The 23,736-nt window shown below is 46.9% G+C and carries 20 protein-coding genes; 16 read left to right on the top strand and 4 right to left on the bottom strand.

Annotation, left to right across the window (positions count from 1 at the left end; all coding sequences use genetic code 11):
* Positions 1-33 precede the first annotated feature (33 nt).
* Positions 34-801 carry a class I SAM-dependent methyltransferase gene (locus AABK39_RS11475; RefSeq protein WP_338391491.1) on the bottom strand — a complete coding sequence of 256 codons (768 nt, stop codon included), beginning with the start codon at positions 799-801 and terminating at the stop codon, positions 34-36.
* A gap of 118 nt (positions 802-919) precedes the next feature.
* Here AABK39_RS11475 and AABK39_RS11470 point away from each other — a divergent pair, with 118 nt between their 5' ends.
* The 4 genes from AABK39_RS11470 to AABK39_RS11455 all read left to right on the top strand — a co-directional run bounded on the left by AABK39_RS11470 (position 920) and on the right by AABK39_RS11455 (position 3,550).
* Positions 920-1,324: a hypothetical protein gene (locus tag AABK39_RS11470; RefSeq protein WP_338391490.1), complete on the top strand. Its 405-nt coding sequence runs from the start codon at positions 920-922 to the stop codon at positions 1,322-1,324.
* 95 nt (positions 1,325-1,419) lie between these two features.
* Positions 1,420-2,163 (top strand): MlaE family ABC transporter permease, encoded by a 744-nt coding sequence (locus AABK39_RS11465; protein WP_338391489.1) that lies wholly within the window; start codon positions 1,420-1,422, stop codon positions 2,161-2,163.
* A gap of 22 nt (positions 2,164-2,185) precedes the next feature.
* The gene (locus AABK39_RS11460; protein WP_338391488.1) at positions 2,186-2,956 is read left to right on the top strand and encodes an ABC transporter ATP-binding protein; all 771 of its coding nucleotides are present in this window, start codon (positions 2,186-2,188) and stop codon (positions 2,954-2,956) included.
* A 129-nt stretch (positions 2,957-3,085) separates the two neighbouring features.
* Complete coding sequence (locus AABK39_RS11455) at positions 3,086-3,550, top strand: hypothetical protein (RefSeq protein ID WP_338391487.1); 465 nt, start codon at positions 3,086-3,088, stop codon at positions 3,548-3,550.
* A gap of 74 nt (positions 3,551-3,624) precedes the next feature.
* Here the strand turns inward: AABK39_RS11455 and AABK39_RS11450 are convergent, their stop codons facing one another.
* The gene (locus AABK39_RS11450) at positions 3,625-5,358 is read right to left on the bottom strand and encodes a phospho-sugar mutase (RefSeq protein WP_338391486.1); all 1,734 of its coding nucleotides are present in this window, start codon (positions 5,356-5,358) and stop codon (positions 3,625-3,627) included.
* A gap of 286 nt (positions 5,359-5,644) precedes the next feature.
* Entirely contained in the window at positions 5,645-5,842 is a 198-nt protein-coding gene (locus tag AABK39_RS11445) for a hypothetical protein (RefSeq protein WP_338391485.1), read from the bottom strand.
* 204 nt (positions 5,843-6,046) lie between these two features.
* On the opposite strand from AABK39_RS11445, the gene AABK39_RS11440 reads away from it, so the two are divergent.
* The 7 genes from AABK39_RS11440 to AABK39_RS11410 all read left to right on the top strand — a co-directional run bounded on the left by AABK39_RS11440 (position 6,047) and on the right by AABK39_RS11410 (position 15,541).
* Positions 6,047-6,970 carry a DUF6089 family protein gene (locus AABK39_RS11440; protein ID WP_338391484.1) on the top strand — a complete coding sequence of 308 codons (924 nt, stop codon included), beginning with the start codon at positions 6,047-6,049 and terminating at the stop codon, positions 6,968-6,970.
* Between the two features lie 149 nt (positions 6,971-7,119).
* Complete coding sequence (locus tag AABK39_RS11435; protein ID WP_338391483.1) at positions 7,120-7,824, top strand: DUF4136 domain-containing protein; 705 nt, start codon at positions 7,120-7,122, stop codon at positions 7,822-7,824.
* Entirely contained in the window at positions 7,821-8,435 is a 615-nt protein-coding gene (locus AABK39_RS11430; protein WP_338391482.1) for an OmpW family outer membrane protein, read from the top strand. Before AABK39_RS11435 ends, AABK39_RS11430 begins: the two co-directional genes overlap by 4 nt.
* A 260-nt stretch (positions 8,436-8,695) precedes the next feature.
* Positions 8,696-11,482, top strand: a complete 2,787-nt coding sequence (locus AABK39_RS11425) for a TonB-dependent receptor (RefSeq protein WP_338391481.1) — start codon at positions 8,696-8,698, stop codon at positions 11,480-11,482.
* 100 nt (positions 11,483-11,582) lie between these two features.
* Positions 11,583-12,905: a purple acid phosphatase family protein gene (locus tag AABK39_RS11420; protein WP_338391480.1), complete on the top strand. Its 1,323-nt coding sequence runs from the start codon at positions 11,583-11,585 to the stop codon at positions 12,903-12,905.
* Positions 12,906-12,921: 16 nt separating this feature from the next.
* A complete protein-coding gene (locus AABK39_RS11415) occupies positions 12,922-14,004 on the top strand; it encodes a phytase (protein ID WP_338391479.1) in 1,083 nt (360 codons plus the stop codon).
* Between the two features lie 463 nt (positions 14,005-14,467).
* Positions 14,468-15,541: an outer membrane beta-barrel protein gene (locus AABK39_RS11410; protein WP_338391478.1), complete on the top strand. Its 1,074-nt coding sequence runs from the start codon at positions 14,468-14,470 to the stop codon at positions 15,539-15,541.
* A gap of 66 nt (positions 15,542-15,607) precedes the next feature.
* Here AABK39_RS11410 and AABK39_RS11405 read toward each other — a convergent pair whose 3' ends face one another.
* A complete protein-coding gene (locus tag AABK39_RS11405) occupies positions 15,608-16,768 on the bottom strand; it encodes a formylglycine-generating enzyme family protein (protein WP_338391477.1) in 1,161 nt (386 codons plus the stop codon).
* Positions 16,769-16,906: 138 nt separating this feature from the next.
* Between AABK39_RS11405 and AABK39_RS11400 the strand changes: the two genes are divergently transcribed.
* The 5 genes from AABK39_RS11400 to ilvA all read left to right on the top strand — a co-directional run bounded on the left by AABK39_RS11400 (position 16,907) and on the right by ilvA (position 23,679).
* Positions 16,907-17,812, top strand: a complete 906-nt coding sequence (locus tag AABK39_RS11400) for a glutamate--tRNA ligase family protein (protein WP_338391476.1) — start codon at positions 16,907-16,909, stop codon at positions 17,810-17,812.
* Positions 17,813-18,236: 424 nt separating this feature from the next.
* Positions 18,237-19,952, top strand: coding sequence for a dihydroxy-acid dehydratase (gene ilvD / locus AABK39_RS11395; RefSeq protein ID WP_338391475.1), 1,716 nt, complete (start codon positions 18,237-18,239; stop codon positions 19,950-19,952).
* Between the two features lie 60 nt (positions 19,953-20,012).
* Positions 20,013-21,770: a biosynthetic-type acetolactate synthase large subunit gene (ilvB, locus tag AABK39_RS11390; RefSeq protein ID WP_421825134.1), complete on the top strand. Its 1,758-nt coding sequence runs from the start codon at positions 20,013-20,015 to the stop codon at positions 21,768-21,770.
* Between the two features lie 12 nt (positions 21,771-21,782).
* Positions 21,783-22,313 (top strand): acetolactate synthase small subunit, encoded by a 531-nt coding sequence (ilvN, locus tag AABK39_RS11385; protein ID WP_338391474.1) that lies wholly within the window; start codon positions 21,783-21,785, stop codon positions 22,311-22,313.
* Between the two features lie 97 nt (positions 22,314-22,410).
* Positions 22,411-23,679, top strand: a complete 1,269-nt coding sequence (gene ilvA / locus AABK39_RS11380; protein ID WP_338391473.1) for a threonine ammonia-lyase IlvA — start codon at positions 22,411-22,413, stop codon at positions 23,677-23,679.
* The last annotated feature ends 57 nt before the right edge of the window (positions 23,680-23,736 follow it).

The following is a 23,736-nucleotide window of genomic DNA, read 5'->3' as shown; positions in this document are numbered from 1 at the left end:
ACGTCCCCAATTGTTCGGGGACGTGCTAATGGGTTAAGGTTTTTGGCAGAAATAGATGATCTCTTCCGAAGGAAAAGCATGGAGCTTGACCTTTTCGGGATCAAGTTTCTTCACGAAATCATCTTCGGTAACTTTAAAGCCGGCCTTTTCCAGTCGTTTGCCATAATCCCTGCCAAAGAGGCGGACGTGGTCAGATTGCCAGAAGGCCTCTTCCCGAGCTTTCGGGTCGGTGATGGTCGGATCTTCGTAAGTTTCCGCCCTGGACATGTCTTGTGGCGATTGGATGATGGCCCATCCGCCAGGTCGCAAAACCCTGCAAAGTTCGCTCATGGCCTTTATGTCGTCGTCTACGTGTTCCATCACGTGGTTGCAGAAGGCTACGTCAAAACTGTTGTCTTCGAAAGGAAGGTTTTGGACGTCGGCTTTCACCTTTGCCAAAGGTGATTCCAAATCCGCCGTTACGTAGTCGAGGTTTTTCATGCCCTCGAACGTTTTGATAAAGCAGAGCTCCGGCGCTACGTGCAGCACTTTGTGTTTTGCTGTAAAGAAATCGGTTTTTTCTTTTAGATATTCCCACATCAGTCTGTGGCGCTCCAATGTAAGGCAGTTGGGGCATAGCGCATTTTCACGTGGAGGTTTTCTGCCGTAAGGCATAAATTTGCGGAAGGACTTTCCACAAACGTTGCAAGTCGATCCTTTTCCTATATAAAATAATGAAGCGACTTTAAGTCCGTGATGCGCGAATAGTTGAAGATATTTGCGCGGAATATTTTTGATAACGAAACTTACGAGATTTTTCATGTTTGTGAGGCCGAGAATATGCCATAGGCTCCAAAATGCCGAATGTGCTTTTGGAAGCTATTGTCTTATTGACAGGGCTATTTTTTTTGCCTAATTTGGTTAAAAAACACTTGGGTACGTGAAACAACTTTTATTCCTAGTTTGCGCAACGCTAATTTTTCTGCCGGCCATGTCCCAGCATAAAGCCAAGCCTTATGAAAAGGACGAAGGGCCTGTGGTGATGGAAAAGAGATTTCCGAACAGGGCAAATGAAAAACGGAAACGCTATTGGCGCATGTACCGTAAAGATACGAAGGGAATTCTGTATGGCAATGTCTGCTTTCAGGAAGCCACGCGGAAAATGGGTTTTGAATATGAAGTGACGCCCAAGGGGCAGCCAGGTTACAAAAATGGCCTTCAAAGGGCTTCGCATAACTTCTTCGTATCTGTGGGTTTAGTGTTTCGGGCCGGGCCTTGGTGGCCGTTTACGGTTCGCAAACGAAAAAAACGATGCCGTGAAGCGACCGCGGATTTCTACGGATAACACTCTGGCATGAACCTCGCCATGCTGTTATTGAGTATTTTTTCGTAATTTCCGGCTTCGAATCTTCAAGCGTCGTTGACGTGCCAAGCGAAATAATGAAATTGAGCATGCTGAAAAGTGTTAATAAGTATTTTTACTTTCTGGGTAGTTTGCTGATAAACAGGGAATCGTTTAAAACGTACCTGAAACGCACCCTTGACGAGTGTATGAATATCGGCCTGAATTCGATGATGATCGTCGCCTTAGTATCGGTGTTTATCGGTGCGGTGACGGCTATCCAGACGGCGTATAACATGACTTATCCGTTTGTTCCCAGAGATGTAATCGCCTTTATCGTAAGGGAAATGGAGCTTTTGGAGCTCGCTCCGACTTTTACGGCGATTGTTTTTGCCGGTAAGGTAGGGTCGAATATCGCCGGTGAGTTGGGAACGATGCGTATTACCGAGCAGATTGACGCGATTGATGTGATGGGGATTAATTCCTCTTCATATTTGGTCTTGCCGAAAGTGATCGCTTGTACCTTTACTTATCCCGTATTGGTGATTTATGCGTTGGCTTTGGGGCTTTACGGCGGTTATCTTTCCACAACCCTGTCGGGCGAGCTTAGTCCTGTGGAGTATATTAACGGGCTTCGTCTTGACTTCAAGATGTATAACCTGATTTTCGCGTTGATCAAGTCGTTTATCTTCGGTTTTCTGATCGCTTCCATTTCTGCTTTCAAAGGGTATTACACCCGTGGCGGAGCTTTGGAAGTTGGAAAAGCGAGTACCGATGCCGTTACTTCAAGCTGTGTGGCGGTTTTGTGCGCTGATTACTTCTTGGCGCAAGTACTGTTGTAATTAAAAAGGCGGACAGTAAGGGATGATTGAGGCAAAAAACATTTCGAAGAGTTTCGGGGACAAACTTGTCCTTGACAACGTGAGCGCTCGTTTCGAGGCGGGAAAAGTGAATATGGTTATCGGGGCCAGCGGTACAGGGAAAAGCGTTTTTCTGAAAACTATTGTAGGCCTTGTGGAGCCTGATGAGGGCAGTGTCTTTTTTCATGACCGGAATTTCACCGAAGCGAACCGGTTGGAAAGAAAAGAGGTGAGGCAGGAGATAGGTATGCTTTTTCAGGGAGCGGCTTTGTTCGATTCCAAAAATGTGGAGGAAAACGTGATGTTTCCGTTGGATATGCTTACGGAACTGCCTTATGAGGAGAAAAGGGTAAAAGTTAATGACGCCCTTGAAAAAGTGGGTTTGGGAGGTTCCAACGACAAAATGCCCTCGGAACTCAGTGGCGGAATGAAAAAACGGGTTGGAATTGCCAGGGCAATCGTGAACAGCTCGAAGTATCTCTTTTGTGACGAACCGAATTCTGGATTGGATCCCCAAACCTCGATTCTGATAGATGATTTGATCATGGAGCTCACAAAAGATTTGGGAACAACAACTATTGTCGTTTCTCATGATATGAACTCGGTGATGAATATCGGGGAGAATATCATTTTTATCCGTGAAGGAAGAAAGTTATGGGAAGGCCATAACTATGAGATTTTGGATACGGAATGTGAGGAGCTTCGTGATTTTATTTTTGCGAATAAATTGATGAGAGCGCTTAAAGACGACGACGAAAGGCCGAAAGGTCAGTAGGGATGGCCTTGTGTTGCTGTGAAAAAGACTATTTTTTAAGGAAATAAAGCTGTGTTTAACTATTAGATGCTTAACTTTGTCATAGTTGTACTTAGTTTTATGAAAAATAGATTCCAAACAATAGCGACAATGAGACAAGCTTACAAAAACTACAATCTTAAAAATTTGATGGTCAAATTCGCCTTTTTGGCGGTTTTGCCGATCATGTTCGCTTTTAGCTGCGACGAGGACGGAACCCCTACCGTAAATAATTTGATAAATGGTTCTTGGTATGTAGCGGAGATAGTTGATGAAGACTTTAGCCAAGAAAATGTGGATTCTTGCCCTGACGTGGAAGCTGTTTTTCAGGATGGCAATTTGACCTTAAAGATTGACGGTAAAACCTACAACGGAACATATAAGGTCAAGTTGGAAGGGTACGAGTTTGAAATTCCGCCGATTAATTCACTTAAGGGTGTCGTTGTAAGTGAAGATTGTCCGATAAATCGATCGTTTATCGATAAGTATCAGACACTTTATAAGGTTGCGATTAAGAGTAATTCGGTAGAGCTGTATTACGGAGAGGGCAAATACTTTATTTTGAAGAAGAAATAAAAACCACTTTTCCATTGATAAAAAAACGGGAATCGAATTTCGATTCCCGTTTTTTATTTTGGAGCCAATCGAAATCAAATGCCTAGATCCGCTTTCAATGCTTTTATCTTTTCTTTCAATGAAGAAAGAGTTTCGTCGAATTGGTTCTTGTCAGCGAGGTCGCCGTTTACGCTAAAGTAGAATTTGATTTTTGGTTCTGTACCAGAAGGGCGGGCGGAGATTTTTGACCCTTTGTTAGTAATGAACTGCAGAACGTTTGAAGAAGGAAAGTCTACAGCCGAAGTCTCTCCGGTTACAAGGTTTTTCTCCGTTGAGTTAGCGTAATCGATAATGCTGGTGACAGTTTCGCCCGCAAGTTCTTTAGGCGGTTCTTGACGCATATCGGCCATACGTTTTTGGATAGCCTCGGCGCCGGCCTTTCCTTTTTCCGTAAGAGAAACAAGCTCTTCGTAATAGAAGCCGAAACGAGAATACATATCGATAAGAACATCGAATGCCGAAAGGCCTTTGTCTTTGAAGTAAGCAGTCATTTCAGCGAACATAACGCAAGCCGAAACAGCGTCCTTGTCTCGCACGGCGTCGCCGACTAAGTAGCCGTAGCTTTCTTCGCCACCGCCTATGTAGTTTCGTTTTCCTTCCAAGTCACGGATTACGCCCGCAATGAATTTGAATCCTGTCAGTGTTGTGAAATACTCCACTCCATAACCTTCGGCTATTTTTCCGAGAAGGTCAGAGGTTACGATCGTATAGACGATGTACTCTTTGCCGTCGATTTTGCCATTTTCCTTCCATTTTTCCAAAAGATAATAGGTCAGAAGAGCGGCGGTCTGGTTTCCGTTGAGTAATTGCCATTCGCCATGGTGGTTCTTCATGCCAACTCCCACGCGGTCCGCGTCAGGATCAGTTGCGAAGAGAATGTCGGCGTCCAACGCTTTGGCTTTGTCTAGCCCGAGTTGCATCGCTGCGGTTTCTTCGGGGTTGGGATAAGGGACTGTAGGGAAGTTTCCGTCCAGAGTAGCTTGCTCCTCAACGATGTGAACGTTTGTGAAACCGTAAGCCTCCAAAGCCCTTGGAACCATAGTGATGCCGGATCCATGAATCGGAGTGAAAACGAGTTTTAGTTCTTTTTGACGCTGAACAGCTTCCGGCGACAGTGAAAGATCTTTTATCGATTGGATATAAGCCTTGTCGACGCTATCTGATATGGTGTGAATCCTGGCGGGATCCTTTTCGAATTTGATATCGGCAAGATCAGAGATTGCATTAACCTCTGTAATGATGTTTTTGTCGTGCGGAGCAACGATTTGCGCACCGTCGTTCCAATATACTTTGTAGCCGTTGTATTCTTTGGGATTGTGCGATGCGGTGATTACGATACCAGCGTTGCAATCCAAGTGCCTTACGGCAAAAGAAAGCTCCGGAGTAGGACGTACTTCCTCGAAAACGTATACTTCAATACCATTGGCTGAGAGTACACTGGCGGTTACGTCGGCAAAAAGCTTGTTGTTGTTTCTTGAATCATAGGCGATGGCCACTTTGGTCGTTTCGCCGGGGAAAGATGCCGATATGTAATTGCTGAGTCCTTGGGTGGCTTTTCCAACAGTATACCTGTTCATACGGTTTGACCCGACCCCCATGATGCCACGGAGCCCGCCGGTGCCGAACTCAAGGTCTTTGTAAAAAGCGTCGGTAAGTTCGGTTTGGTCTTCCGCTTCGATCATCTGGCGTATTCCCGCCTTGGTTTCCTCGTCAACGGAGTCGCTAGTGAGCCATTCGTTGGCTTTGTCCAAAATAGCTTTGTCTGCCATGACAACAAATTCTGTTTAAAGGTAAGATTCTGCCCGCCGGCCCGGGCGATTCGGTAAAAATCAATGGGCACCAATGAAGGTCCTGCCGGAAACGGGTGTCCTGTGTGTGCGAATTTAGGAAGGAAATCGGAAGCATGCTCTTCCGTGTTGGAAAATAAAGCAAGAAAACGTTGCCAGAGTTTTTTGACAGTTATTGAGTAGTCTGAATCCGGTGAAGGATTGTGCTGTTGTCGCTTTTCATGGAATATCAAAATCTGTTTAGTTGCTCAAAAGTTTACTGATGATTTTATAGTTGTTTTTTTTGTTCCTTCTTCCTTTTTAGTAGCGTTTGGTTGATTTTTTCTTTTAATTGCTCAAGCTGTTCGAGCTCTTCTGCAAGTGCTTCGGGTTCTACGATGCCGTCCTGCAATAGTTTTAAATTTAGTTCAATGGTTTTTTGAAGGCCATTGTAATAATCTTTCAGCTCTTTATCTGTAAGAATCATAGATTTTACATTAGTGAATGTTGGTCAAAAACTTCGATTTCATTACATGGAAATCAGGCTCATTGTTCGGGAAGCTTGTTTTTTTTTCCAGATATGCATTTCTTTTTTTTTGATCATGAATTTTTTATATTTAAAATTGTAGGAAAATACGTTTTGTAGAATTTGTGTACTGTAATCAAAAAGTGACACGATAAAATCGCCCAAATGAAACGCTTACTATTACTGTTATTTTTACTGGGATTTTTCACGTACGATGGGGTGTCGCAGTCCTTTGTGCGAAAAGCTGGCAGTTCGCCTTTGGAAGTTACCGTAGGGGTAGGTTCGTCTACCTATTATGGTGATTTGGCTGACGATGCGCCTTATAATAACTTTGGTTCGAACATTAATCTGGGCATGCGTTACAGGGTGTTCCCTCATGTGAAGGTGGGCTTTGACGCTTCTTTGATAAGTTTGAGTGGTCAAGACCTGTACGAAGAAAGAGGCCTTTCTTTTAATTCCATAAACTACGAGTTTGCGGGAATTCTTCAGGCGGAGCTTTTTGATAATAACGCAAAGGACAGATCGTCTACCCGAAAGTCGATTATACCGTATGGTTTTGTTGGTGTTGGAGCCTTGATGTTTAATCCTACCGTTAAGGTAGATGGGACATCTTATGACTTAAGAGATTTTCAAACCAATGGCGAGGAGTATGAAAAGTTCGCTATGGTTGTTCCTTTAGGGGTAGGTGTCAAATACGAGATAAACCCGCAATTTTCCCTTGGAATTGAGTTTACATACAGGGCTGTTTTTACGGATTATCTTGATGATGTTAGCAAGGCGGAATATCGTTCTATAAATTCATTTCAAAACCTGGAAGGAGAGGAGCAACAAATAGCAATGTTGTTGGCGTATGGTAAGCAAGCAGCAAACTTTATAACTGCGGCAAATAATGGGGATATTGATAAGACGAAAGACTTCACATACGGTGGGTTTGTTCGAGGTAATCCCGATAACGACGACGCCTACACCACCACCGCTGTCCGTTTAACGTATAACTTCGCCAAAGGCACCTACAAAAGAAGACCAAAAAGACCAGGTCGCTATAAGCCACCGAAGCGCAGAAAGCCAAAAAGACGCAGACGTCGTTAATTTTATCCAACGATACATTTACTCAATCCCGGGAACAAAGGTTCGCGGGATTTTTTTTGCTTTTGTTTCAACCTCCTTAGCTAACTGCGGTGTCTTTGACTCGAATTGACAAAGTGATAAGTTGATGTGTGATTAACTTGATAGAGCATATGGAAGTAATGAGAGAGAGATGGGGAATGCCGAAGGTGAAGTGGATTTTGAGCCTTTGTCTCTTCGGTGCTGTATTGGTGGCCGGTTGCATGCCGGATAATGATTTGTCCTACGAGGATACGGATGTTGTTAGCGCCTTTTATGACAAAGAGGCTGACTTGTCGAAGTACGAGACCTTTAGCTTGCCGGATACGATACGATACATTAAGGACGAAAAAAATCCAGATAACAATATCGTCTTCGAGGATGATTTTGACGAGGCCTTGCTCGCTACTCTGAAAGACGAAATGATTGAGGCTGGGTATGAGTACGTAGAAAAGGTGGATGAATTGACGGAAGAGCAGAAAGTGAAAAACCTACATATCCCAATGTCGATTTACGCTACAAAAACTCGTTATACTTACGTTTCTTACCCTTGGTACCCAGGCGGATGGAGTCCATGGTTGCCAGGTGGTTATTGGGGAGGCGTGCGCTACCCTTATATAGTCAATGTTAGTTACAAGACAGGTACGGTTTATATGGATATGCTAGACCTGACTAGGGAGAAGAACAAGGATGGCAAAATCAAAGCTATATGTACAGGGGTAGTTGACGGGTTGATCCCATCGTCGAGCCAAACGGACTCTTACCAAAAGAGGGTAGAGGAAGGTGTTGAGAAGTTTGTGAAATTGTTCGTGGAGTTGAAGAAAGAGCAGAAGAAATGAGGAAGCTAATCAAATATATTGGGGCGTTGGTTATGGTCTTGGCGGTTTCGCCAGTGTTTGCGCAACAGCAGCAGACCGGATTGATGGGGATTTCCTACAACATGGCTTCGCCGACGGGTAATACTAACGATTTCGTTTCGGACATGTCTTTCAGGGGCGTTACTTTTGACGGCCGTTACTTTGTCCACCCAAGGGTTTCGGTTGGTCTTTCTTTCGGCTGGAACGGTTTCGACGAGTTTGTTGAGGATGGCCGAATCGAATACGATAACGGAATTGTGGAAGGTAACCAATACCGCGAGATCGAGGCTATTCCGATTATGGTGACGGGTCACTATTATTTCGATACTTACGAGTTTATCAGGCCTTACGTAGGTTTGGGTGTCGGGGCGGTTAGCTTGGAACGTAGCTTTGATATGAGCCTTAAGACTTATGGAGATGATTCTTGGCACTTTGGGTTAACACCAGAAGCTGGGTTCATTATTCCAATCGGTTACCAAGGTTTTGGAATCATGGCGAACGCCAAATATAACTATATGGCCGGAGCTAAAGATGTGGACTCGCAAGGCTACTGGAATTTTGGAGTGGGTGTTGTAGTGAATCTTTTTGACTGATATTTCACTGTTATAGTAATGTCGGTTTTAACCTGAAGAATCTCTTTACTTAGAGAGACAAGGTGATGATATGGAGGGTGGACCTTAGGGTTTACCCTTTTTTTTGCAAGAAATTTTCCAGTGATGATTACTTAACATTTGATGATTTTCCGGATAAGATGTTTTTTTTGACTTAATAACGCTTAATTTTTTGATAAACGATAAGCCAAGCATTGCCCATAAATTTGTGGAGCAAAATGTAATCTTTTCAGCTTATCGCTATGAATGCAAAACTACAAAACTACAGGTCGTTGAGGTTTTTTATGACGGCTTTCTTTCTTCTCGCTTTTTTTACGGCTAATGCCCAAAAGGGTATGGTGCGAGGTAGAGTTCTCGATTCGGAATCGAATCAGGGGTTGCCGGGGGTGACTGTTTTGGCCAAAGCCGCTGGGGTTGGCGCCGTGACGGATATCAACGGAGAGTTCAAGCTTTTTAACGTGGCTTCCGGTTCCGAAATTCTGATCTTCAGTTACATGGGTTATGAAACGACTGAACATCCTGTGGAAGTGCTCGCCGGAGGAGTGGCTGAATTGAAGGTAGCCTTGAAGCCCGGAGTTTTGGTTGGTGACGAAGTGGTGGTAACTGCCGATCGGATTCAGGGACAGGCGGCGGCTTTGAACCGCCAAAGAAACAATGTTAACGTGACTAATTTAGTTGCGGCTGACCAGGTGGGCAAGTTTCCTGATGCCAATATCGGTGACGCTATGAAGCGTATTCCCGGCATCACGATGCAGTACGACCAAGGCGAGGCCCGTTTCGGCGTAGTTCGCGGTACTTCTCCGGCTTGGAACTCGGTAACTGTAAACGGCGAAAGAGTTCCTTCGGCCGAAGGCGAGATTCGCTCGGTACAGCTCGACCTTATTCCCGCAGACATGGTGAAAGCCATTGAGGTGAGCAAAACCGTAACGCCGGATATGGACGCCGACGCCATCGGTGGCGCTGTAAACCTCGTGACAAAGTCGGCGCCTGAAGGGTTCAGGATTTCAGCCACCGGCGCTACAGGATACAACACGTTGCGTGAAAAACCGATTTGGACAGGCGGATTGGTTTTGGGCAATCGCTTCTTCAAGAACAAGCTCGGGATGGTTTTGAGCGCTTCTTACAACTACCACTCATTGGGTTCCGATAACGTCGAATTCGAGTGGGACGAAGATGATGGAAAGACTTTTATCTCCGAAATGGATGTTCGTACTTATGAACTCGCTCGTGAGCGAATCAGCTTGTCGGGTGCTTTGGATTTCAAGATTAACCAGAATAACACGCTCTTTTTTAACGCTATGTACAACCAGCGTAAAGACTGGGAGAATCGCTACAAGCTAAGATACACGGATCTTCAAATGCCCGACGAGTCTGGCGTGTCAAGACCGGATGCGGAAGACGGTGGAAACGTGATTGAGATCGAAACGAAGGCTGGTAGCCACGACAATAAGAAAACACGTCTTGAGGATCAGAGAACTCGCTTTTTCTCGCTTGGCGGTGAGCACTTGCTCGGAAGTAAAGTGCAGATGAACTGGACCGTGAACTGGGCTAAAGCTTCTGAGGATCGTCCGGACGAGCGTTACGTGAAGTACGTTTACGAAGAGGCGGATTTCAATGTGGATTTGAGCGACAGGGACGAGCCGAACATGACGCCGAACAACATTCCGGTTTCTGACTTCGAGCTTGACGAATTGTACCAAGAGCAGCAAGAGACTTACGAAAAAGATTTCGGAACCAGGCTGGACTTCAAAGTGCCTTTGGGTGTGAATTCTTTCCTGAAGTTTGGCGGTAAATTCAAAGACAAGCGCAAGGTTCGTGACAATATTTACGAAGAATATGACGGCGACGATTATGAGTCAATGGGAGACCGTCCGTTGGTGGATAAAACAAAATCGGATTTCCTTGCGGGCGATTACGTAGCTGGAAATTTCGTTTCGAGAGACTTCTTGGCTGACCTTGATTTCGACGCCATGCGTAAAAACGGAAAGCTGGAGTTGAAAAAGGATGAGTATATCCCCGGGAACTTCGAGGCTGATGAAAGAATTGTCGCCGGTTACGCCATGGCTACGCACCGTGTCGGTAGGTTTGATTTCTTGGGCGGATTGAGAATTGAGCAGACCAACCTTGACTACACGGCTTACGATTATAGGGAAGAAAGCGACGACGCGGACGAGTCGGTAACGCCGAAAAGCGCCAAGAATGATTTCACTAACGTAATGCCTGCGCTTCATGTGAAATACTCGATGCCGGATAACTCAATCTTGCGTTTTGCGTGGACCAACACTTTGGCTCGTCCTCAGTATATCGAATTCGCTCCTTACGCCGAGTACAACGACGATCGGGACAAGATAAAAATCGGTAACCCGGATTTGGGCATTACTAAGTCAATGAACCTCGACTTGATGTACGAGCGCTACTTCGGAGGTTTGGGCCTTGTTTCTGGTGGAGCGTTCTACAAAAGAATCGACGATTTCGTGTACAGTCTCAAGCAGAAGGACGTAATGTTCAACGGTTCCGAAGTGGACTTGACCAAGCCGTTGAACGGTGATTACGCTAACCTTTACGGTTTTGAATTGGCCTTCCAGCACAACTTTGACTATCTGCCGGGTGTGCTCGGAGGTTTGGGATTGTACGCCAACTACACTTATACCAAGTCCGAAGCTTTCGGGTTTGTAGTGCGCGACGAAGAGGATGGGCTCTCGCTTCCGCAAACGGCCGAGAACACTTGGAACCTCTCTGTCTCGTACGAGCGAAAGCGTCTCTCAATGCGCCTTTCGATAAACTACACAAGCGATTACCTTGACGAGCTTTCCGAGAAAGAATTCGAGGACGCTTACTACGACAAGCAATTCTTTATGGACTTCAACGCCTCTTACAGCTTTACCAAAAACTGGAGATGGTTCATTGAAGCCAATAATTTGACTAACCAACCTTTGCGTTACTACCAGTCGAGTAGCGATCAGGTTAGGCAAATGGAATACTACGGCCCAAGATTCAACATGGGCGTAAAGTTCGATTTGTTCAAATAAGTTACATGCTGATGCGGTCGGTGCCTCTTAAGGTGCCGGCCACTTCTGTGACTGTATTTTCTTGCCGACATTTCAGGCAAGATTTTTCAAGTTTTTATAAATGAATAAGATATCATACGAAATGAAGTTGTTTTGTAAAGAGGGGTTCGCGTTTCGGATTTGGTCTCTAATGTTGGTGCTCGTTCTTGCTTTCGGCACGTTTTCTTGCGGTCCGGGGCGTAAGGGGAGAGCGTCGGCTTCTGATACTCTTGAGCTTTTGCGCGAGCCGTATTTGCAGGCGGTTTTTAGCGACAGCGCAAGCGTTCTTTGGAAGACGAACGCCAAGGCTGAAACTTGCAAGGTCCTTTTCGGTCTGGACACTGCGACTATGACGGAGGTGGACGGAATAGTGGAGCCACAGGAGTACAATACGCTGAATTACGCGACGCTAAAAGGTCTTGAGCGGGGAAAGAGATATTATTACAAGATCATCACCAATGGGAAGGTGCTGGCTTCTGGCGAAGATTACTACTTTAAAACAGAGCCTGCCGACTCAATTGCCGATTTCAGTTTTTACGCCATGGGCGATATCGGAGAGCCTGCCGATGAGGGCGGTTTTCCGGCCGTAACCGCAAACCGGATAAACATCTTGGAGCGTCGTCCCGACTTCGGGATTGGGTTGGGCGATATCGTTTACCCTGACGGCGAAAGCCACGGCTATGACGAGCATTTCTTCAAACCGCTGGCTCCGATAATGAAAAACATTCCGTTTTACCCTGCTTTGGGAAATCATGACTGGCATGTGAATCCGGACAGGAATTTTACTAAAGAATGGCAACTGCCGGGTAACGAGCATTACTACAGCTTCGATTATGGCAATGCCCATTTCATTGCTTTGGATTCCCGGGAAGGGGAGTTTTTTGATCGTGATAACCAAGTCGCATGGTTGAAAAATGATTTGGCGGAAGCCAAAGGGAAATACGATTGGGTTTTCGTTTACCTGCACCACAACGGTCGTACCTGCACTTACAAAGACGATTATCCGCATGTGATTAAGCTTTACGAAGTGTTCGCTACGCAAGGCGTTGATTTTGTGCTGAACGGCCACGCCCACACTTACGAAAGACTCAAGCCATATGGCGCCGACGGAAAAGTTCTCGCCGATTACGCCGGCTTGGAGATCCTGCCGGAAATTAAAGAAGGCTTCGTAAGCATAACGACCGGAGCGGGGGGAAAGCTCAAAAGCGTAAAGAAATGGTCGCCGGATCCTGAAAACTGCGACGAAGGTGATATCGTGGCCAAAGCCGCTCACGAAGGTCACTTTACTGTTTTCGAGATCAAAGGCAAATCATTGCGAATGAAAGCCATTTCGTCATCTACAGGAGAGGTTCTCGATTCTTTGAGAATGGAAAAGCTCACCTCAATCACTATGAATTCGAACTGATACATTAATTACCGATATGAAAAAGTACAGCTACTTAGTTCTCGCCTTGGCTTTGGCCGGTTTCACTTCTTGTGGAAAGAAAGCCGAAAAAAAGGAAGCCTCAGTTACTCAAAAACCAGCGCCGTTGGCTCCGCTTGAGGCTACGGTTATTACCGATACTGTTTTCCACGATACTGACGATCCGGCGATTTGGTATAACGCCAATTCTCCGGAATCAAGCTTGATAGTGGGTACGGACAAAGATGTGGAAGGCGCCATCTACGCCTTTGGTCTTGACGGAAAAACCCGCAAGATGGTTCGTGGGCTGAACCGCCCGAATAACGTGGATATTGAGTACGGATTCGTATTGGGTAATGATACGCTCGATATCGCCGTATTCTCCGAGCGCGGGCGTAATATGATCCGCGTTTATAGCCTGCCGGCGCTTGAGCCGATTGATAACGGCGGAATTCCGGTTTTTGAAGGTGATTCGCTCAATCGTCCGATGGGGGTCGCGTTGTATAAGCGCCCGACCGACAACGCCATCTTCGCTATTGTGGGGCGTAAAGACGGGCCACAGGAGAATTACCTTTGGCAATACGAATTGAAAAACGTGGCTGGCGCCGTGGCTGGCGAGAAAGTTCGTGAGTTCGGAGCGTTCAGTGGCAAGAAAGAGATCGAAGCGATTTGCGTGGATGACGCATCCGGTTTTGTTTACTATTCTGACGAGCAGTTCGGAATCCGTAAATATTACGCCGATCCTGAAAAAGGCGCCGAGGAGTTGGCTCTGTTCGGACAGACCGGATTTCAGGAAGATATCGAAGGAATCTCGATTTATACAACTGGCGAGACTACCGGCTATATCCTGGTTTCGGATCAGCAGGCGAACAAATTCCGGGTGTTCCCGCGCGAGGGAGCGGAAGACAACGCCAATAACCATCCTGAGCTTTCGGCGTTCTCTGCGCCCACGTTGGAAAGTGACGGTTCCGAGTCGATCTCTCAGCCTTTGGGTGAGAAGTTTCCAAAAGGCTTCTTTGTGGCTATGTCTTCGGATAAAACCTTCAAAGTGTTCGATTGGAGGGATGTTGAGAAGAGAATTACGAAAAATGACGTGAAATAGGTTTGTAATTTACCCTGTTCAAAAGAAAGACTCATCGGGATTGTCCTGATGGGTCTTTTTTTATCCTATTTTTTTAAAATTTCATCATTAAGATCTTTTTTGGGTAAAAAAATCAATCAAAAATCGATTGTATTGCAAAAACCGAATCATTTAAGGGTTTTATTTGAACTTGAAGTTTGTGTTTTTGCATTTTTGCGTTACCTTTAGGGTGTAATCAGAAGCAAATCTTAATCAACTGATTGAGTCGTGCCCCAACAGGACTCTGTATCTGAAAAGAATTTGTTTTATCTGAAAAACCGCATACGCATGGTTTGTTAAAGACTTGCGGTTGGATGCCTGCTTTGTAGGTTCCGCATGACCGTATTTTACGAGTATTACTTTGGGGCACGTTTAATTTCCGGGGGGCGGATTTCCGTCCGTCCCCCTCTTTCTCTCCTTCTTTCTTCACCTGACTTTATATACCATGAAAAAGATATTTTACTTGGCTATAGCCGTTATGCTCAATTTTGTAGCGGTAGATCTCTTCGCTCAAGCTGATAGCCTTGCTGGTTTCAGCGTTACCGGATCGGTAGATCTTTATTATCAGTATAATAGCACCGGAAAGCCTGTCGAAGTAAGCAGTTTTACATCCAGACACAATTCGTTTGAATTGGGGATGGTAAACGTAATAATGGAAAAATCGTGGGCTAAAGGCGGGTTGGTTGTGGATCTTGCTTTCGGTCCGAGGGCTACGGCCGCAAACGGTTATGAGGGCTCTAGCTTGGAGATGATCAAACAGCTGTATGTGTATCATCAGATCACTGACAATATCAAATTGTCGGCGGGTAACTTTTCTACATTCGTGGGCTATGAGCTGATTGAGCCTACGGGAAATATGAACTACACCACCTCGTTGCTCTTCTCGAACGGGCCGTTTTACCATACTGGCGTAAAAGCCGATTTTGATTTGGGTGGCGGTTTCGGGCTTATGGCCGGTGTGTTCAACGATACCGACAGCAAATTCGACCTGAACGATAATAAGCATGTCGGGGCGCAGTTCTCCATCGCTCCGGCCGACGAGTGGTCGCTTTATCTGAACTATTTGGGCGGTACAGCCGACACCGAAACGGCGGACGTAAGCGAGCACCAGTTTGATATAACGGGAGCCGTAAATGTTTCCGAAGAGTTTGCCCTTGGGCTGAACGCTTCGCAAAAGTGGAGTGAAGTGACTATGCTAACAGAAGCGAACAAAGACTCTGAAAAATACAGCTGGTACGGTGTGGCTGGATACGCCAGCTATGCTTTCGGCGACGCTTTCACATTGGCCGGCCGTTTGGAGTACTTCGACGATTCGGATATGCAGACAATCTACGACGGAATGGAAAAGGGAGGTAGCGCGACGCTTTACACACTGTCGGGCAATGTGAACTTCGGACCTGTTAGGTTGATTCCGGAAATCAGATATATAAGTTCAGATCAAAAAATATTCCCTGGGTCAGGGGAGAAGATGGAAGACGGATCGTTTTCCGCATTGCTTGCTTTGGTTTATTCGTTTTGAGACTGACAACCTCAACTTTGTTTAGCTTGTTGTCCCGCCAAACTCTCTTGGCGGGACTTTGTGTTTTTATCTTTTAACGTCCTTAACGCATCTGAAACCGGTGTGGTTAAGCCCGGTGTCAGGGCTGGTGCGCATCCGTGCCGCGACCCTGAAGCCTGAGCAGTAGCTGTCGTGGCAAAGGAACGAACCGCCGCGGGTTACTTTTTTCGGAACGGTAGGTTCTGTGGGGTCGTAGCTTTGTACAGGGCCTTTCGGGTCGGTGGCCAAGCCTTCGTCGGCCAGGGTTTGGTAATAATCCGGACGATACCAATCCGCTGTCCATTCCCAAGCGTTTCCTGCCATATCGTAAAGTCCATATCCGTTCGGCGCGAAGCTTTTTACGGGCGCCGATCCGGTAAACCCGTCTGTAGCCGTGTTGGTGTATGGGAATTGTCCTTGCCAGTTATTGGTTTTCAGTGATCCTTCCTCCACTTTCTCATTTCCCCAAGGATAAACATTGTCTTTGAGCCCGCCACGCGCTGCCCATTCCCATTCGGCCTCTGTCGGGAGGCGTTTGCCGGCCCATTGGGCGTAGGCGTGGGCGTCTTCCCAAGCTACATGTACTACCGGGTGGTTCATTTTTCCCTTGATGTCGCTTCCCGGGCCTTGCGGATGTTTCCAGTCTGCGCCCTGTCTCCATTCCCATACTTCGGTAGGGTGGTTGATACGCTGGTCGTTGGCCGGTTGTCTAAATACTAGTGAAGAGGCTACCAGCGCTTCTTCCGGCGGTTTTGGAGTTCCGGGAGGGAGTTGCTTTTTGATTTCTTCCCAAACAGGTTTTCTTTCGGCAATGGTTATATAGCCTGTAGCGTCCACAAATTCTTTGAACTGTTGGTTGGTGACTTCCGTAGCGTCCATCAAAAAGGAACTTACTTTCACTTCGTGTCTCGGCAGTTCGTCGGGGCGGGCCTGTTCGTTGTTGCCGCCCATGGTGAATTGTCCGGCGGGAATCAGGATCATCCCTTTGTCCGAAGAGGTTCCCGGCTTTGCTACGTTCGCTGTTTTTGTACCTTCTTTTTTCGCTGTGGCGAAGCGCGCCGGCGTTTCGGCGCAACAAGAACTTAGGCTATCTTTAGTCGAAAGCTGCGTGGTACTTTTCGTTTCCGTTGCGGAAGAACTTTTATCTTTGTTTTGGCAGGAAAAGGCGAGGCCCGCCACCAAAACGATCATCGATGTTTTCTTGATCATGTGAGTGGATTTGGTTTGAAACCGGCGCAAAGGTAATCAAAGGGGCTTCCTGCGTTTGCCTCAAATGGTTTTATGAATATAGATTTTGTTTCCGGGAATGGGAATTATCGTGCTCCGGAACGTTGAACGGCTGTAGGAATGATGAATCTTGATAAAAATACGGTAGGGCGCATAGCTCCGACCCCAAGCGGTTTTTTGCATGTCGGAAACGCCTATTCGTTTGTGTTGACTTGGCTTTTGGTCCGGTCGTCGGGAGGGGAATTGATCCTTAGGGTTGACGATATTGATACCGCAAGATATAGAAGGGAATATCTGGAAGATATATTCGAAACGCTGGATTGGCTTGGGCTTGATATGGATAAAGGGCCGTCTTCCGTTCGTGAGTTTGAAGAGAAATATTCCCAAAGCCTGAGGCTGGATGAGTATGGTGAAGCGCTACAAACCTTAAAGAATGAAGGCCGTATTTTTCCATGCGGATGTTCGCGAAAGCGGATAAAAGAGGATAGTGTGGATGGTCAATATCCCGGGACATGCCGAGAAAAAACTGTGGGTTTTGATAATTCCCAAACAGCGTGGCGAGTGAAAACCGAAGACCGTGGAATACTTGTGGAGGATGCTGTTTCGGGAGAGTTATCGGTGAATTTGCACGAAAAAATGCGGGATTTTGTAGTGAGGAAAAAGGACGGAATGCCGGCTTACCAATTAGTCTCATTGGTTGATGATATTAGGGAAGGAGTAAATCTTGTTGTCCGTGGAGCTGATCTTTTAGAATCGACGGCGGCGCAACTTTTTTTGGCCGAGATTCTGGCTTTGGATTCGTTTCGTGAGGCGTCTTTTTATCATCATCCGTTGTTGTTGGACGCTTCGGGAGAGAAACTTTCGAAGTCGCAGGGGAGTCTTTCCCTAAAATATATTCGGGAAAATGGAGGGACGGCCAAATCTGTTTTCGGGAAAGCCGCGAAGTCGTTGGGTTTGGCTGGGAATATATCTACGGCCGGAAACTTGCTTTCGGAATTCGGTGTTGAAAAATTGCCGAAAATCTGATTTTCGGAGAATTTTATTTCATAAAAACTCCATGCCTCAAGTGTTTCCCTTGTTTTGCTTTGTGCCAAAAAAAGCCTGAATTCGGGCTCTTATCAGGGTTTTTCATAACAAATGTCCTGTTTTCGTGCGGAGAAATCGGTGCGAAAAGAGTTTTTTTGAATATTTTTCAATTAAGGTTTTGAAAATATTGCCCAAAGTATAATCTTTGAGTGGTCGTAAAAACAAAATATTATTTCTTTAACTAGAGCTTTATCGGAACATGAATAGTGTCCTTTCACAGCGTGTCGTGTTAGTCGTGGTCGTGCTTATCGTCATTATTGAAAATATGACGAGAAAGGACTTTCTATAGCCATGTCGATATGACTCTAGTCAAAGCCTTTCTCGGAAACGGGAAAGGCTTTTTTTATTAAAAACTAATTCTGCCATGGGTAACGAATTGAACCGCTACAGCAAGACGATTACGCAAGATGAGTCGCAACCCGCCTCGCAGGCAATGCTTTACGCAGTAGGGCTAACCGAAGAGGACATGTCCAAGGCACAAGTGGGCGTGGTAAGTACAGGTTGGGAAGGGAACCCTTGCAACATGCACCTCAACGATTTGGGCGACCAAGTGAAACAAAGCGTGGTGGACAGCGGTCTGGTGGGCTTGACATTCCATACGATTGGGGTCAGCGACGGAATTTCCAACGGAACGGAGGGGATGCGCTATTCGCTGGTGTCGCGCGAGGTGATCGCCGACTCTATCGAAACGGTAGTGGAGGCCCAGTTTTACGACGCCGTGATTCCCGTGGTGGGATGCGACAAAAACATGCCCGGCGCCATGATGGCGATGGGAAGGTTGAACCGTCCCGGAATTTTGGTTTACGGCGGTTCGGTAAAATCGGGTAACTGGAAAGGGGAGAAGCTGAACATCGTTTCCGCTTTCGAGGCTTACGGAGCCAAACTCCGCGGCGCTATTTGCGAAGATGATTTTAAGGGGATTATCCAAAACGCGATACCGGGCGCCGGCGCTTGTGGCGGTATGTATACGGCCAACACCATGGCTTCCGCTATCGAAGCTATGGGAATGAGCCTTCCTTACAGTTCTTCGAATCCGGCGGTAAGTGACGAGAAGAAGAAGGAATGCGGATCTTTGGGCGATGCCATCAAGAATTTGATGATCAAAAATATCCGTCCGCGGGATATTATGACCAAAGAGGCTTTCGAAAATGCCGTTACGCTGATTATGGCCTTGGGCGGTTCCACTAACGCCGTTCTTCACTTTGTGGCCATGGCCAAAACAGTTGGTGTGGATTTCGGTATCGACGATTTCCAGCGCATTAGTGACAATACTCCTTATTTGGCGGACCTGAAGCCGAGCGGGAAGTATCTGATGGAAGATTTGCACGGTCTTGGTGGAGTGCCTGCCGTAATGAAATATCTCTACGAAAAAGGTTACATCCACGGCGAGTGTCTGACTGTGACAGGAAAGACCGTAGCCGAAAACTTGGCGGAACTTCCGGGCCTTCCGGAAGATCAGGATATGATTCGTCCGGTTGAGTCACCGATCAAGGCGCAAGGACACTTGCAGATCCTGTACGGCAACTTGGCTTCGAAAGGTGCCGTGGCGAAAATCACCGGAAAAGAGGGTGAGCGCTTCGAAGGTCCTGCAAGAGTTTTCAACAATGAGTTTGACGCCATCAAGGGCATCGGCACGGAAGTGCGGAAAGGCGAAGTGATCGTAATTCGCTACTCGGGCCCAACTGGTGCGCCGGGCATGCCGGAAATGCTTAAGCCTACGGGAGCCGTAATGGGAGCCGGTCTAGGTAAGGATGTCGCTTTGATTACTGATGGGCGTTTCTCTGGCGGTTCGCACGGTTTCGTGGTTGGACACATTACGCCAGAAGCCCAAGAAGGCGGAAATATCGCGTTGGTTGAAAACGGTGATATTATCGTGATCGATGCGGTGAATAATCGTATCGAGGTGAAGGTTTCCGATGAGGAATTGGCGGAAAGACGGAGAAATTGGAAAAAACCGGCTTATAGAGCTACTACAGGGGTTTTGGGTAAATACATCCGCCTTGTAACACCTGCCTCTGACGGTTGTTTGACGGATATTCCGGAAGAAAAACCAGTAGAGCAGGAATCTATAATTGACTGATAGGTACGGACCTAAAGTTGAAAAGAATTTTTTTAGTGGCGAATACAAACGAAAAAGACAGTGAAACCAACCAGTAATTTTCCGAAAGCCTCAGCCGTTGCCGAGGCGCCGAAAAAGACGAAGAAAAATATATCGGGAGCGGAAGCGGTAATTCTCTCTCTTTTGGAAGAGGGAGTGGGTACGGTTTTCGGTTATCCGGGCGGAGCCATCATGCCGATTTATGACGCGCTGTATGACTATCGCGAAAAGTTAAATCACATTTTGGTCCGTCATGAGCAAGGCGCCAGCCACGCGGCCGAAGGTTTCGCTCGCGTATCGGGCGAAGTAGGCGTTTGTATGGCGACTTCGGGCCCGGGTGCGACTAATCTGGTGACCGGCATCGCCGACGCAATGGTGGATTCCACGCCAATGGTTTGCATTACCGGACAAGTAGGCAAAAACCTATTGGGTACCGACGCTTTTCAGGAGACGGATGTCATCGGTATCACTATGCCGGTTTGTAAATGGAGCTATCAGGTAACTTCCGCCGAAGAGATTCCGGGAGTTATGGCCAAAGCTTTTTATCTTGCGCGTTCGGGCCGTCCGGGACCGGTAGTGGTTGATATTACCAAAAATGCCCAGTTTGAAACGCTTGATTTCGAATACAAAGGTTGCGAGAATGTTCGGAGTTACCGTCCGGTTCCCGCGCCGAAGGAAAGCGCAATTGTTGCGGCCGCTGAGGTGATCAATAATGCCAAGAGACCGATGATCCTCGCCGGTCACGGAATCTTGATCTCGGGAGCACAAGAGGAATTTTTGGAATTTGTCGAGAAGACGGGTATTCCCGTAGGCTCCACGCTTTTGGGGCTTTCCGCTTTCCCAAGCTCGCATCCGTTGAATATGGGAATGCTAGGGATGCACGGAAATTACGCACCGAATATCAAGACTAACGAAGCTGACGTAATCTTGGCGGTGGGTATGCGTTTCGATGATCGCGTAACCGGAGATTTGAATACCTATGCCAAGCAAGCGACTGTTATTCATATCGAAATTGACAAGGCTGAGATCAGTAAAAACGTCAAGGCTGATATTCCGATAGTTTCCGACGCTAAGCTTGCTTTACAAGCGCTCTTACCGAAAGTCGATAAGAAGACTTACCCGGATTGGGTTCACGAATTCGAAGAGGCGGCTAAAGTTGAGAAAGCCAGAGTGATTGAGGGAGACATCCATCCAAGCGAAGGTAAAATCAAGATGGCCGAGGTGGTGAACCGTGTGTCGGAAATGACTGATGGAAAGGCGATTGTTACCACTGATGTTGGCCAGCACCAGATGATCGGGGCTAGGTACTATAAGTTCGAAGACACCGACACTTGGGTGACCTCGGGTGGTTTGGGAACAATGGGCTTCGCTTTGCCGGCGGCTTTCGGCGCCAAGCTCGGTCGTCCGGAAAAAGAAGTTGTGGCCTTTATCGGCGACGGCGGTTTCCAGATGACTTTGCAGGAGCTCGGCACAATCGCCGACAGCGAGCATCCGGTGAAGATCGTAATCTTGAACAATAGCTTCTTGGGTATGGTGCGCCAGTGGCAGGAGCTTTTCTTTGAGCGCCGTTACTCGTTTACCGACATCAAGAGCCCTGATTTTGTGACAATCGCCAAAGGCTACGGCATAGAATCCGAAAGGGTTAGCGAGCGCGAAAACCTTGACGAGGCTTTGGGCAGAATGTTGGCTTCGGACAAATCGTTCTTGCTGGAAGTTGTTGTCGAGAAGGAAGATAACGTATTCCCGATGGTGCCGACAGGTATGTGCGTTTCCAAGGTGAAACTGGGCAAAGAGGACTAAAAAACCAGAACGATGAACAGGCAATTCACGATAACGATTTTTTCGGAGAACCATTCGGGTCTTCTTAACAGGATAACGATCATCTTCACTAGAAGGAAGATGAATATCGAGAGCATTACCACGGCTAAGTCAGAGATTCCGGGTATCCACCGCTACAATATTGTGGTGGAAGCTACTCAGGATCAGGTCGAGAAAGTCGTGGGCCAAATCGATAAGCAGGTGGAGGTGATCCGCGCTTATCTCTCTCAAGACGACGAGATTATTCACCGTGAGGTGGCGCTTTACAAAGTGCTCAACCGTCCGGGGGCGAGGGAAAAACTCGAAAAGGTGGTGGATAGTCACGGAGCCAAGATTATCCGTGACGAGAAGGATTACTTCGCCGTTGAGCTTTGTTCGCGCGAAGGCGAAATTGATATTCTTCTCAAAGATCTTCAGCCTTTCGGCGTGTGCGAATTCGCCCGCTCAGGACGCGTAGCCGTGACCAAGGCCATGGATCATATGAACGATTATCTGCTGGCTTTGGAAGACGAATGTTCTTGCTGATCGGCAGATTGAATACAAAACTGAAGGGCGCTGGAACGCGCCCTTTTTATTACACTCTTTTTTGGGATTCTAACATCCACAGTAACTACTAGACAAGATGTTGAAGGAAGAAAACAAAACGAAACTTGTCGGCTTGGACCGGATACAACAAGCCCACCAGCGCATAAAAAGCGTGGTGACCAAGACGCCTTTGCAACGTAACCTGAACCTTTCGGAGGCTTACGATTGCAATATTTGGCTTAAAAGGGAAGATGCCCAAGTGGTCCGTTCATACAAGATTCGTGGCGCTTTCAACAAGATTTCCTCTTTGAGTGACGAGGAAAAGGCCAAAGGAGTCGTGTGTGCCAGTGCGGGTAACCATGCCCAGGGCGTCGCTTACGCATGTCGCGCGTTGGGGATAAAAGGCGAGATCTTTATGCCCGGCACTACGCCGAACCAGAAAGTGGGTCAGGTGAAGATGTTCGGAAGGGATTTCGTGGACGTAATCCTTACAGGCGACACCTTTGACGACGCATACAAAGAGGCAATGAACTCTTGCGATAGTCAAGGAAAGGCTTTTATCCATCCGTTTGACGATCCGTACGTGATGGCGGGGCAAGGTACCGTAGGTTTGGAAATTTTCATGGATGCCGAAGAGCCGATCGATTACATCTTGGTGCCGATTGGCGGTGGTGGATTGGCTTCGGGTCTTGGAAGCTACATCAAACAAGTCAGTCCCGACACGAAGATAATCGGTTTGGAGCCGGAAGGAGCGCCAGCCATGCGCGATTCATTGCTCAAAGGCGAAGTGATAACACTAGATTCAATCGAAAAATTCGTGGACGGCGCTGCGGTAAGGCGTGTTGGTGACAATACTTTTGAGGTCTGCCAAGAAGTGATAGACGAGGTGTTGCTTGTTCCCGAAGGGAAAATATGCACATCGATTTTGAGTCTTTATAACCAGGATGCGATAGTTGTAGAGCCCGCAGGGGCGTTATCAGTAGCGGGATTGGATTTGGTCAAAGATCGACTGAAAGGCAAAAACGTCGTTTGTCTGATAAGTGGCGGTAATAATGACATTACCAGAACGGAAGAAATCAAGGAACGGTCGATGTTGCACGAGGGCATCAAACACTACTTTATAGTGACGTTCCCTCAGCGTGCGGGCGCTTTGCGAGAGTTCTTGGTGGATGTGCTTGGGCCAACTGACGATATTACTCTTTTCGAATACACCAAAAAGAGCAGTAGAGAAAAAGGTCCGGCGCTTGTGGGAATCGAGACCAAAGCATCAGAAGATTACAAGCGAATAATCGAGCGAATGGAAGAGCGGAATATCGTGTTTAAGTACCTGAACAAGAGGCCGGATTTGTTCCAATATCTTATCTAATCGAATTAAGAGATTATAATTCATTCAAGAAGCCGTTCCTTGTGGAGACGGCTTTTT

It is taken from the genome of Fulvitalea axinellae (assembly GCF_036492835.1).
GTDB classification, from domain to species: Bacteria; Bacteroidota; Bacteroidia; order Cytophagales; family Cyclobacteriaceae; genus Fulvitalea; species Fulvitalea axinellae.
Note: the sequence above shows the minus strand (reverse complement) of the source record. Positions and strands in the feature narration are given on the sequence as shown.

Coding starts and splice junctions, on each gene's coding strand:
- AABK39_RS11455 (WP_338391487.1), top strand. CDS start 3,086: ATGAGACAAGCTTACAAAAACTACAATCTTAAAAATTTGATGGTCAAA.
- AABK39_RS11425 (WP_338391481.1), top strand. CDS start 8,696: ATGAATGCAAAACTACAAAACTACAGGTCGTTGAGGTTTTTTATGACG.
- ilvA (WP_338391473.1), top strand. CDS start 22,411: ATGTTGAAGGAAGAAAACAAAACGAAACTTGTCGGCTTGGACCGGATA.
- AABK39_RS11445 (WP_338391485.1), bottom strand. CDS start 5,842: ATGATTCTTACAGATAAAGAGCTGAAAGATTATTACAATGGCCTTCAA.
- ilvD (WP_338391475.1), top strand. CDS start 18,237: ATGGGTAACGAATTGAACCGCTACAGCAAGACGATTACGCAAGATGAG.
- AABK39_RS11450 (WP_338391486.1), bottom strand. CDS start 5,358: ATGGCAGACAAAGCTATTTTGGACAAAGCCAACGAATGGCTCACTAGC.
- AABK39_RS11460 (WP_338391488.1), top strand. CDS start 2,186: ATGATTGAGGCAAAAAACATTTCGAAGAGTTTCGGGGACAAACTTGTC.
- AABK39_RS11440 (WP_338391484.1), top strand. CDS start 6,047: ATGAAACGCTTACTATTACTGTTATTTTTACTGGGATTTTTCACGTAC.
- AABK39_RS11475 (WP_338391491.1), bottom strand. CDS start 801: ATGAAAAATCTCGTAAGTTTCGTTATCAAAAATATTCCGCGCAAATAT.
- AABK39_RS11400 (WP_338391476.1), top strand. CDS start 16,907: ATGATGAATCTTGATAAAAATACGGTAGGGCGCATAGCTCCGACCCCA.
- AABK39_RS11415 (WP_338391479.1), top strand. CDS start 12,922: ATGAAAAAGTACAGCTACTTAGTTCTCGCCTTGGCTTTGGCCGGTTTC.
- ilvN (WP_338391474.1), top strand. CDS start 21,783: ATGAACAGGCAATTCACGATAACGATTTTTTCGGAGAACCATTCGGGT.
- AABK39_RS11465 (WP_338391489.1), top strand. CDS start 1,420: ATGAAATTGAGCATGCTGAAAAGTGTTAATAAGTATTTTTACTTTCTG.
- AABK39_RS11420 (WP_338391480.1), top strand. CDS start 11,583: ATGAATAAGATATCATACGAAATGAAGTTGTTTTGTAAAGAGGGGTTC.
- AABK39_RS11430 (WP_338391482.1), top strand. CDS start 7,821: ATGAGGAAGCTAATCAAATATATTGGGGCGTTGGTTATGGTCTTGGCG.
- AABK39_RS11405 (WP_338391477.1), bottom strand. CDS start 16,768: ATGATCAAGAAAACATCGATGATCGTTTTGGTGGCGGGCCTCGCCTTT.
- AABK39_RS11410 (WP_338391478.1), top strand. CDS start 14,468: ATGAAAAAGATATTTTACTTGGCTATAGCCGTTATGCTCAATTTTGTA.
- AABK39_RS11435 (WP_338391483.1), top strand. CDS start 7,120: ATGGAAGTAATGAGAGAGAGATGGGGAATGCCGAAGGTGAAGTGGATT.